The organism is Mycoplasma sp. 5912 (assembly GCF_054353835.1).
Genome location: NZ_JBTHHI010000001.1, coordinates 1 through 12,621 on the forward strand (window position 1 = coordinate 1; position 12,621 = coordinate 12,621).

The 12,621-nt window shown below is 26.5% G+C and carries 8 protein-coding genes; all 8 read right to left on the reverse strand.

Annotated features, from left to right (window positions below):
* Nucleotides 1-106 precede the first annotated feature (106 nt).
* On the reverse strand, nt 107-2,740 hold the full coding sequence (locus ACXYRP_RS00005; RefSeq protein WP_458614918.1) for a type I restriction-modification system subunit M: 2,634 nt from the start codon (nt 2,738-2,740) through the stop codon (nt 107-109).
* A 220-nt stretch (nt 2,741-2,960) separates the two neighbouring features.
* Entirely contained in the window at nt 2,961-3,119 is a 159-nt protein-coding gene (locus ACXYRP_RS00010) for a hypothetical protein (protein ID WP_458614919.1), read from the reverse strand.
* Nucleotides 3,120-3,172: 53 nt separating this feature from the next.
* Nucleotides 3,173-3,943 (reverse strand): hypothetical protein, encoded by a 771-nt coding sequence (locus ACXYRP_RS00015; RefSeq protein WP_458614920.1) that lies wholly within the window; start codon nt 3,941-3,943, stop codon nt 3,173-3,175.
* 90 nt (nt 3,944-4,033) lie between these two features.
* Nucleotides 4,034-9,325, reverse strand: a complete 5,292-nt coding sequence (locus tag ACXYRP_RS00020; RefSeq protein WP_458614921.1) for an MGA_1079 family surface serine endopeptidase — start codon at nt 9,323-9,325, stop codon at nt 4,034-4,036.
* A gap of 174 nt (nt 9,326-9,499) precedes the next feature.
* On the reverse strand, nt 9,500-10,435 hold the full coding sequence (locus ACXYRP_RS00025; protein WP_458607283.1) for an MAG1430 family protein: 936 nt from the start codon (nt 10,433-10,435) through the stop codon (nt 9,500-9,502).
* On the reverse strand, nt 10,435-11,010 hold the full coding sequence (yihA, locus tag ACXYRP_RS00030) for a ribosome biogenesis GTP-binding protein YihA/YsxC (RefSeq protein ID WP_458607284.1): 576 nt from the start codon (nt 11,008-11,010) through the stop codon (nt 10,435-10,437). Before yihA ends, ACXYRP_RS00025 begins: the two co-directional genes overlap by 1 nt.
* The gene (gene coaD / locus ACXYRP_RS00035; protein WP_458597284.1) at nt 11,003-11,434 is read right to left on the reverse strand and encodes a pantetheine-phosphate adenylyltransferase; all 432 of its coding nucleotides are present in this window, start codon (nt 11,432-11,434) and stop codon (nt 11,003-11,005) included. The genes yihA and coaD overlap by 8 nt, the downstream gene beginning before the upstream one ends.
* Nucleotides 11,409-12,596 (reverse strand): acetate/propionate family kinase, encoded by a 1,188-nt coding sequence (locus ACXYRP_RS00040; protein WP_458597285.1) that lies wholly within the window; start codon nt 12,594-12,596, stop codon nt 11,409-11,411. The genes coaD and ACXYRP_RS00040 overlap by 26 nt, the downstream gene beginning before the upstream one ends.
* Between the last annotated feature and the right edge of the window lie 25 nt (nt 12,597-12,621).

Genomic DNA, 12,621 nt, shown 5'->3' on the forward strand with positions numbered 1-12,621 from the left:
AAAACATAACCACGTGTTATATCAAAAAGTTCTTTAATTTGATCCTGTTCTCAAGCGTGAGTAAATTCTTTGAATCGTAAAGAAGGAACAAGAATGTTCTTTGACATTATTTGTTCCCTAGAATTTTAATTAATTCTGAAATACCTTGCATATCTGATTCTTCACCTTTAAGATCAGAAAGAAGTTCAATAAGTTCATTTTCTTTTTGAGCAATTTGGTTATTAATATCACTTAAAGTATCAAAATATTTATCTGAAAGTGTTTCTAGTTTAGAAATTAAGTTATTGATAATTACATTATGTTTTTCAAAAATGATGTCTTCAAAATTATTATTTCATTGTATTTTAATAAGTTCTAAAAATTGTTCTTCACTAATATTTTGTAGGAAGTTAGCAACTGCAGAGAAAAGTTGATGTTGTAGTTCTTTAAGTTCTTTATTTATTGAAACTTTTTGGTTATTTAAATCATCTGCTTTAAATAATTTATATTCAAATGATTCTTCATCTTGATTTTTATCTGCTTTTTTAAGATATTTAGAAATTTCTGGGAATTTAAAATCACCAGATTTACTAAATAATGATTCATTTTTATCTTCTTCATCAATAGTTTCTAAAATTGAAGAAATTTGTGAATTTAAATTAGAAATTTTTTCATTTATATCTTTTATTTTGGTATTTAAGTAAGCAAAATAATTTTCACTAATAACATCGATATTAATCAAATGACTTTCTAATTTTGAAATCTTTTCATTCTTAGTTGTTTCAATCTCAGTAGTTTCTTCAATTAAGACTTTAAAATCAGCATCAACATATTCATTGATTATATCAATAGTAGGTTTGATATTTTTATGTACATAATCTAGTAAGATTTGGAATAATTCATATTTGTCTAATAATGGAATATCATTAAGTTTTTCAAATACAAAATTTGAAATAGCATTATCTAAATCAATATCTTTGATTTTTTTGATGTTATCTACTGATGTAGCAAATGAATTTGTAAGATCTTTAAAATCAGCAACAATTTGCTTAAAGTGTGTTTGGTAATTTTTAACATCTAAATTATCTTTGGTGGCTTCAGAAATCTTTTCCTTAGGTATTAAGTTATAATATGCATCATTTACTTTGGTAGTTAATTGATTAAAGAGAGAATCAAAAGTATTTCAATAATCATTTAGTTGTTTTAATTCTGTTAATGGAATTCCACCAAACATTGAAGCATATAAATCGTAGGTATCTTCTTTTTCAAAGTTATCTATATATCTTGATATATTTAAATTAAAGTCATTATCCTTAATTTCTTGTAAAGAAACAACCTTTGAAAAGTTAGCAATATCTGTTCTGGCTTTATATGCATCGGTAATCTTTTTAATATGTGAGCTTTCAAGTTTGTTATTTTTACCATCTTTAATAAATAATTTGGACGCATCGATGAATTGGATGTTTGAATCTGATTTGTTTTTCTTTAAAATCATTATGATGGTAGCAATACCGGTTCCAAAAAAGATGTTAGCAGGTAACCCTATAATAGTTTCAATTTTTTGATTTTCAATCAGTTTTCTGCGGATTTCTTTTTCACTACCCCCTCTAAATAATACTCCATGAGGTAATACTATAGCCATAACCCCATTGGTAGCAAGGTGATAAAGTTCGTGTAATAAGAAAGCATAATCTGCTTTGGATTTAGGTGCTAAACCGTATTCGTTATAACGAGGATCGTTTTCTTTTCCTTCTGGGCGCCAGTGTTGTGAGTAAGGTGGATTTGATACAACTGCATCTACAGAAATAATATTCCCACCATTTTCAATAGTAGGTCAATCTTCTTCGAGTGTATCACCGTTACGAACATTAATATCAGCTGAATTAATGTTCTTCATTATTAAATTCATCCGAGTTAGGTTAAAAGTCGCTTTGGTAATTTCTTGAGCATAATATGTTACAGAATTTTCATCTTTACCATACTTTTTAAATGCTTCTCCGATGTTTAAAAGCAGCGAACCAGATCCAGATGTAGGATCATATATACTAATTCTGTCGCGATCTTTAAAGTTATATGAAATTATATCTGACATTAAAATTGAAACTTCATGTGGTGTATAAAATTCCCCCCCTTTCTTTCCGGCAGTTGAAGCAAATTTACCGATTAAAAACTCATATACATAACCTAAAACATCATAGTTTTGTTTTGTTACCGGGATTTCATTCATTTGTTCCATTAACTTTTTAGCATTTTTGGTTTGTTCTTGTTTGTTACTTCCAAGATTATTTAAATCCTCAGGTGTTGTAATGATAATATCTCTAAATAGATTTTGATATTTATAATCTTGATAAATATTTTTGTTAAATCTATTGAAAGCATCTTCCATATTATTGATGCTAAAGTCGATTTGTTGACCATATTTATTTGTGGTTCATACTTGATATAAGTCGTTATAAAAAATAAAGTAACCTAAATATCTTTTAATTTCATCAATTTGTGTTTCGATTTCATCAGTTTCCTTTTTAGGTAATCCTAATAAGTTATAATTTGACTGTAATTTTGAGATTTCTTCAATTGATAAACCCAAATCATTTAACATATAATCAATTTGTTTTTGTGAAAGGAAACTGTAAAATAAAAATGATAAGATAAAGTCCTTGTATTTATATGCTTCAAGGTTTTTTCTTAATTCATTTGCTGCATTTCATATTTTATTTGCTAGTTCTTGTTTGCTTAAAGTTTTAAAATATTTATTTGACATTTTGCTCCTTAATTTCTGATATTAATATAATTATATAGAATAATGACTAAAGACCTTATTATTTCTGGTTTTTTTAATCATTTTATAGTTTATTTGACTTTGGGCAAATTGTGCAGTTTAATCAGTTGATTTTTTTGCATGATTAGTTTTTGAATTAAAATGATGTGTAACTTTTTAGATTTTGTTGAAAAATAAACCTGTTCAATACACAAGAACAGGTTTACATTTTGGCGAGCATTTTCATTATTCTATCCACTTCTTCTCATTGTCCTATGTCTTTAAGTCATTGATCGGTTGGATAATCCCTTAAATATTTTGCTCTTTTTTTAATATTTTCTATAGTAAGTTTACCTTTATTGATAATCATAAATCTCTCCATTTAAAATTTATATATATTTTACATTAATTTTTCAGAATTATACATAATTTCAATTATTTTGTAATAATTTCAGTATTATTTGAAATTACAATGTTCTTCTTTATTCAATTACTTATTTCTGTTTTTGTCCTTTCTTGTCTTTCTTTTACTGGTAAATTTTCATATTTCAATTGTATTTCTTCAATGCACTTTTTCAAATAATCTGCATCAGTTAAATCTGTTATACTGTTATTTAGATTCTTATAATCATTTATAACATCTTCATAATTTCTGTTTTGAAGTTTATATACGAAGCAATAAACTACTCTTTCATTTTTTAATTTATAAATATTAATTTTATTTGATGTGCTTAATTTGAAGTAAAAACCACAAAAACGGACTAAGTTTATCAAAAAGAAATATGCAATTCTTTTGTTACCGTTAATAAGTTTGTGACATTCTAATAATGAAATAAATAATTTAGAAAAAAAGTCAAATATATCATTTATACCATATTCACAATGACGTAGTAAGTAATAAATATGTGTATCATCTGCATTAATATATTTAAAATCTTCTACTTCTTCAGATCAATTATTTTGAAGAAGTTCGAAAGTATTGATAACCGTCTCGGTTATTAATTGATGAAGTAACTCAAAATCATTCGTATCAGAGAAGTCAATTTTATTATAAGATATTGAGCATTTATTTACTTTTGCTTTATATTTTTTTCTAAAATAATATTCATCATTTAATTTAAACACAGATGAACTTAGGTATTTATCTAAAAATTTATCAAAATTTTCTTCTTCTTTTTTAGTTATATAAATTTCTAATTCATTCATAACTTTATTATACATTTTTTAACTAACTGTTTTTTACTTATTTAGTTCTTTTTTTGGTATTCTTTGAGTTATAACAATTTATTATATCAATTATTTTATTTCCTTTAAAAATCAAGGTATTGCATACTTATCAGGATTAATAGAATTTAATCTAAATATCTGTGAAGCAAATGAATGTGTGTTAGGTAGAGCAAGTGGATTTTGCCTATTTCAGTTAATACCCATATAATTAAGATTATATGCATCCAAATATTGATGACGTGTAAAATCAAAACCACCTCCAGCATTTAACAATCCCATCATAATATCACCTGCTAAGTAGTTTCCAGCACCGGAGTGTCCTGATTCGGAAAGTAAAGGCAAGAAATTAGTTTGCATTGCTACATCGAATTGGTTAGTATCTGTTGAACGTGTGATGCGATGCATTAAATAACCAAATTCCTTTTGTCCAGGTCATCCCATCATCGCTGTATCAAATTGCATATCATATGGAGCAGTGGTATATTGTCATTTAAAATCAAATTTTGCACTCGGTATTTTGAATCATTTTTCAAAGAAAATCACTTTATCAATTTGTCCTAATCTGCGAGCTTGCTGAATAATAGGATTGATATCCAAAATCATAATTGATTCATCGAAGAAATCACCAGGTTTTTGTTTTCCATCATTTTGGATCTGATTTACACCTGATCAAATAAAATCTATTGGTTGACTACCTACTGAGTAATTTGGAGTATTTCTTGAGTATCGATACCCAACAGTAACATTTGAGTAGTTATCAAATTGTCCAGAACGGTATCCGTTTTGTCAACCTGGAACAGGTTGTCATATTGGAATAATCAAATATGGTGAGTTAATTCGTCTTGGTAAGTTTTCACCACTGAATTCAGCAAAATTATTTACTCTTTCAACATGTCAGTTGGTGGCAAAGTAAAATCTACCATCATTAGGATCATCGTTAACTTTTGCTAACATTGATGCACTTCCGATATGTTTAGCACCGTTTGCTGTATATAAAAATGATCTAAAAATTGTATTATTAATAAGAGGATCATTAATATATTTTTTGGTTCTAATGTAATCAAAATTCATTTTGTATCCATCATGAAGCTTATATACTACATTGATGTTGGGATTGTATGTATCTGTATCAAATAGATATTGCGGTTTAGTATATATAACTAATGGGGTAGAGTATGAAGAAAGCTCGGTATTAGTATAATCAAATTCATTTGTTATTTGTCCAAAGTCTTCCGATGCTGAATCAGATGTATATTTGATTTTAACTCTTGCTCCATAGTTATTTATAATAAATGGTTGTTTCGGATTAAAATTACTGTTCTCATCAAATTTTATATCTCTGTTTTGATCGACTACAATATCTGTATTATTATCAGTTCAAATTTGATAAATAACACCTTGTTTTGCATCTCAATGCACTTGAACATTAATTTTTACTGTATATTCAGAATGATTAAAATCATATCTAAAATTTAATCGTTTTGCATCGATTAATTTATTTAAATCAAAATTTATATCAAAACCACTTATAGAAGTATTTTTGGCCAAAATACCACCATATATATGAGTTAAAACTTGATTATTTTTATTCTGAGGGTTCAATAAGGTTTTTTCTAGATATTTACGTTTTAAGATTCAGCCTGCAATTTTGGAGTTAGCATCATAGTTTCAAATCGCATCCTGTCAATATGGCTCAATTACTCTTGTTCTTTCTATTTGGTTTGGTTGATGATAAATTTCTTGTAATTTATCAGAACCAAAAGTTAATTTATCAAGCGATTCAACATCCGATGTATTTTTAAATCCTGTTATTTTATATCATACATTTGCTGTAACTAGTTGATTATCGATATTGGTATAACCTAGTTTTATATATGCAGTATCATTTTTATATCCTCCGATAGCAACAATTTTATATTGATTTTCTGGGAAAAGATAATTATTATATAAAAAGTTATGATCATCTCTGTTTGATGTAACTTTTATATATTCATTTAGTTGATCAAGATGATTAGCAAAGTATTTTGCTGAATTTTTAGCTATTTCTTTCTGGTTTATTTGTAAGTTGCTATGTTGGATGTTGTTTAAAATAATATTTGGATAATGAACTTGTTTATAATCGTTAACAAGATTAATAAGATGATATTCTTTAAAATTAGAATATCTTTTATTTGAATCAAATTTATTGATGAATCCGAGCTTAAATTTCAAACCACGTTTTCCTTCTAATTTGAAATCGTAAAAGTAGATAAAGTAGTTTAATATTAATGTTTTTCGTTGCTCATTATCAAGTGGATTGACAGGATTATCAGTTGGATTTATATTAGTTTGATAAGGAACATAAAGTTGATCATCTAAGTTAGTTGCTTTGTTATCTACCCCATTTGAAATATTGATGAAATAATTAGCTTTTTTGAAAACATTTGCAGCAATAAAATCCTTAGCATCAAAAAGATTAAATTTCGGACCATTGGTATGTTTTCCATCATTTTTACGAATGCTAAAATTAGTTTCATTTAACTTATCAATTATTGCTTGATGGTTAGCATCAATTGAAGTGTATCCTGTAAAATCTGAATCTGTCATATTATTACCTGATTTGGGTAGAATATCTTCAAAATCAAGCAATTTGAAATAAGGAAATTCCCTTTCTCAATTTTTTAGTTGTTCGTTTGATACATTTGCTTCGACACCATCGATACTATAAGAAAATTGTAATAATGCTTCACCTTTTCGTAGGTTTTTAACCTTTGAACTTTTTACTATCATTTGGTATCTACCGAATTTTGGTAAATCATATGATTCGTCAAATGCTTTTTTAGCTTCTGATGCTAAATACTGAGAGTGTCCTCAATTTCTTCCGTCTTTTATTTTAAGCAAGTTATAAAAAGTTACATTTCCATCTTTTTTGTTTAATAAATCCAGCATAGCCTGTAAATTTATTGCATCAGAATTACTTGGATTTTGAGAAAAAAGAATTGTAGAATCAGTTGATAATTCTGAAGTTTTGATAATTTGTCTATCAAAAAGTACATCAAATTTAAAATATAACTTAGAATTTTCGTATTTTATAAATTGACTAATATCAAATTTAAAGAATTTGCCAACACCACTTGTTTTCGGTTTAAAATACTTTTTTTTATCTTGCAATGATAAGTTTTGTCATTGTTGAAGTGTAAGTTTTTTAAGATTGAAATAATCAACTTGGTAGAATTGATCTAAATTATTTAAAGTAATTTCATTAATAATCGGGTTCACATCTTTGCTAAATGTTATTTCTTTATCAATGGTTGTAAAGAAACTTGGATCATTTTTTAAGAATGCTTTTAAATGAATAATCAAAGTATTCTTGTCATTGTTTTTAAGTTCAAAACTTACTGGTTGATAATCTAAAAACTCTGTGTTAAAGTTATTCAAATAAAATTTTGCATTATTTTTATTTATGGATGCTGAATATAGGTAATTATTTAATTCATATCTTTTTGCATCATCAGAAAGTTCTATATGATCGTTTCCTTGTGCTTGTGTATTTAATTTAGAATCAAAGTCATTTTGATTAAAAACACCTGCTGTCCTTAAAGTTTGATCAATTAGTTGTTTAAATTTATTGAGGGTATTAATAGATTCTTGTATATTTGTATAGTCAAAATCCTGAAATTTATCTGTTATAAAATTATAAATTTTATTAGCATTTAAAGTAATATCTGAGTGTAAAAAATCCCATAAAGCATTGGTATCTATTTGTTTTTTATCTCGTTTATTCTTATATGCTTGATATGCATCTTTTGCACTATTAAAAGATGTTATAAAATTTCATAAATTATTTTTATAATTATCATAAGAAGTTGCATCTGATAAAAAATATATTTTAGTAGCATTATAGTTATAAAAACTCTGTGGTGCTTGAATTTTTGATATTTGTGTTAGTAATGCCTTTTTATCATCTTCTATGTTTTTATCATTTTGTTTTATTTTATTCCGTACTTTTGTGAATTGATTCAGTGTTATCACTTGTGATAACTCATTTAATAATTCATCTCTTTGAAAATCATCAATATACTTATCATTTGTAATTTTTTCTTTTAATTCTTTTATTCTGTCTTTTAATTCACTTGGAATCAAATCTTTATCTGTTATATATTTTTTTAATTTATCAGTTTGAGCATCTAAATCATTGTCTAATTTTTCAAATTCATTGTATCCAGGTATAGACGTTATGAACAAATCGATGTCATCGTTGATTTTTTGTAACAAAGTGTTTTGTGAATTTTTAAAATATTGATCTTGCATGGTTTTTATAAAATTAATTTTATCATTAAGGGTTTTTGCTTCAGTTAAAAATTCATTATTTGGATCATTTCTAAATTTTATGTAGAATGTATATCTATTGTTATAAAAGAATTCAAAAACACTAGAATTAATTACTTCATCTGAATCATTCAATGCATTAACCTTATGAAGGTAGGATTTATATGAATTTTCTTGTAAACTGAAAAACTCCACTTTTCCTGTTTGTAATTTACGGATACTTTTGATTTTTTCCAATAAATTATCAGTTGTTTTTAGATCAAAAAAGTTCTCAAATTCACCTTGATTTAAATATTTATCTAGCGACTTTATTTCACTTTCAAGTTCGTTATCAAAAGAATATATAGCATTTGCAGTGTTTTCATATGTTTGTGTAATTATTTGATTGTATAATTGAGTTATATATCGTAGATTATCATAAAAATTATGGTTTATTGAATTTAAATGTGGTACATAATTATTTTTGTTTAACAAAAATAATTTAAGTTTATCGAAAATTGGATTAACTTGATTCAACATAGATGAATTATTTTCAAAAATATCCTTAATATTACTTCTATATTCAGGACCTTTATCATCTAAAACTATATTTTGGATGTTATTAATTTTTTGTTTTAACTGATTCAAAAATAAATCAATATCACTAAAACCATTATTTAAAAATGATTTGGTTTCTGTCAATAGCGATGCTCATTCTTCGTAATTTTGTTTATTAGAATCGAATTCATTTAATTGTAAGACAAGGTTATTTAGTAATTTAGATTTTGACACAACTTCTTCATCACTAAGATCTTGATTGATTAGTCAATTCCTAACATTTGACATTAATTTATTATATGAATTGCTTTTAATGTTATTAAGATTTATGTTGATAAAATTTTGCATTTGTAAATCTTTGTTAGGTTGTTCAGGGGTTGTATTATCTGTTGTATTCGGGTCCTCAGGATCATTTGGGGTGTTAGTTTTTAAACTTTCTTTAAATTGTCCACAAGAAACAGTGGTTAATGTTACAGTTGAAAGTAACATAGTAGTGAATCATTTTTTGAATTTCATATACTCCTTTTTTAAATTTTCAAATGTGTGTATTAATATTTTATAAAATTTAATCTAAAATCTATGTAAAAAGTAGATTTTTTTAAGATTTTCATGATTACATAAGCATCAATATAATGTCTTGATATGAAAAATGAAAAAGTTTTTATAATGAAAAATAAACCTCATAAAGGTTTATTTTTCAAGGGAAATTTGAACATCAATTTCTTTAGAAATTTGATCATAAACTTGTGAATCATCTAATTTATTAACTTTTGCTCAATTGATAATAGGATGTGTTATAAATTTAATATTTAACTTATCCTTGTCAAAATCTAGAGTTGTCTTTTGATAATCAATTTCAAGTTTATTTTTATTTATATTAAGCAGCGAATTAATGAAATTAGTTTTCTTGGTTAAATCATCTTTGTCTGCTTCGTATTTTTGCTTTATATCTTCTGAAGTTTTAGCGTTTTTATAGATATCAGAATCTTTGTTAAGGGATGGAGTTAAATACATCAGTTGATCAATATCAGTAAGTTGTATTTGTTTAAAACCTTTAATTTGATAAAGTGTTCTATATGTTTTTGGATCTTTATTTTTAGCATTTGGGATAAAGGTAATTTGTAAATATAAAATTCCATCCTTGTCATTTGCAAAGGAATAAAAATTTAAGTTATAACCTTCACTTTCACTGTTTGATTCTCTTTTGCCATCACTAGTATTTTTGATGTCTAAAAAAACATTTAATGGAACATTTGAATGGTTTAATGCATAAAAATCTAATGTATTAAGTTGTTTTTGATCTAAAGTTGTTTTAGGTAGTAATTGATCTGATCAGTAATTGTTATCTATCACAGTTGTTCCTGTGCGATACAAAGGATTTGTAGCATATTTGCTTGCTAATTCAGATGACATTTTCTTTTCTAGTTCATTACCTGGTTTAAATCCAAAATCTCAACTTGCATAATTTTTATATTTAACATTATTGCTAATTGTTGCATCTTTAATAACATCAGATGATGATGTATCCTTATTTTTATTTAAACTTGCAACTGTAATACCTGCTACAAAAGCAGTGGTTGAAGCAACACCTAAACAAGAAAGAAGTAGAATCTTAACTTTTTTCATTAAACCTCCAATGTTTCATTAATACTTAATAATAAATTATCAATCCCATAATTATTTTCTGAAGAAACAATGTAATATTTATTAAAATTATATTGCTGCATTTCACTTTTGATGTTCTTTAATAACTTACTTTTTCCCTTTTGATTCAGCTTATCTGCTTTGGTATATACAGGTATAAAAGGTAAGTTAATTGAATATAAAAATTCTACCACATTTTTATCATTTTGTGTCATAGAGTGACGACTGTCGATTAATAAATATACACATCTTAAATTTTTACGATTAATTAAATAATCTTCAATCATTTGCATCATTTGCATTTGTTGAGTTTTTGAAACTTTTGCATAACCATAACCAGGTAAATCAACAAATACTGCACCTTTATTATTTTCAAAGAAGTTAAGTAGTTGTGTTCGACCTGGTGTTTTAGAAACCCTTGCTAATTTTTTATTATTAACTAGCGTGTTAATCAAACTACTTTTACCAACATTAGAGCGTCCTCAGAATGCGATTTCATAATTTGAATGCTCATATCAGTTGCTTTTATTAGTAGCCGATTTGATAAATTTAAACATTTTTTGCTCTTTCTAATGCAGATGAGTATTGTAGGTAGTCTTCATCAGGGATAATTAATATGGTTTCTAATTGAGAATTAAGTAGTTTGTTTCCAGAAGCTAAATCAATTTCGTATGCATAATCAGTTTGATTACGTGCTGAGCGAACCAAGTATTTAACATTAAGTTTTTTTGCAAATTCAGCAGTAAGCATATTTTGATTTTCTAAAACCTTGACATTATCAAGAAATTTAGTTTTTTCTTTCAAAATAGCAGTATTAGTTTTAAAATCGTTACTAGGTTTATCTGGGTTTTGACTTACTACAACATAAATATGGTCAAATAGATCTGCTGCTTTACGAATTATATCCAAATGTCCCTTGTGTATAGGGTTAAAAGATCCAGCATACAATGCTGAATTAATTTTTATAGATTGCTTTGGCATTACGTGCAATCACCAATTCTTCGTTTGTTCTAATTACATAAACTTTAACTTCTGAATCAGGTGTAGAAATTAATTGATAATCACCGATTGAACCTTCATTTAATGTTTTATCTAACTTAATCTTCTTAAAGAAAAGTCTATCAACTATATCTTGTCGAGTTGCTGCTGAGTTTTCACCAACTCCTGCTGTAAATACTAGTGCATCAAGGTGATAACCAATCTTATTTGCATAAATAGCAGTGTAATCCGCAATTTTTTGAGCATATAAATCAAGAGCAAATCTTGCTTGTGGATTTGAATCTGCTGCATTACGAACATCGCGCATATCAGATGAAACACCTGATACACCTAATAAACCACTTTTTTTGTTCAATAAATCAGTGAATGCATTAATATCCATTTGAGTTTGCTTAAGGACAAATTGGTGAATAGATGGATCGATATCACCACTACGAGTTCCCATCATAATTCCTGCTAATGGAGTAAGTCCCATTGAAGTATCAATTGATTTCGAATCTTTAACTGCAGCTAAACTCGCTCCATTTCCAAGGTGTAAATTAACAAAAGAAACAGTTTTTTGTCCTAGAATTTCAGCAAGTTTTTCAGTAATAAATTGATGTGAAATACCATGCATACCATATTTTTTGATATTAAATTTGCTTGCTAAATCATGCGGTATAGCATATGTATAATTAACTTTTTCAATACTTTGGTGAAATGCTGTATCAAAATCTGCACTTAATTTAGCATCTGGAAAAACTTTCTTAAAACCTTGCATCGCTTGCACAGCACCTGGATTATGTAATGGTGCATAAATTGCACATTCTGAAATTAAATCAATTTCTTTTTGTGTAATTTTGGTTGTAGAAGCAAAATAATCTCCACCATGTACTACTCTAAATCCGATAAATTCAATTTCTGCTTTATCTTCAATTAATTTGATTTGTTGCATTAATTTATATACTTCTTCAACTGCAACTTCATGATTTGGCATCACAACATCTATTTCGTGTTTTTGTCCATTAAATTTGATGGTTATATTACCTTTAGGTAAGGTGATTCGTTCAGCAAGCCCACTCGCGATTAACTTTAAAGTATCCTTATCAAAAAGGCTTAGTTTAATTGAACTACTACCTGCATTAATAACTAAAATCTTTTTCATTATATCTCCTAATTATTTTATATTT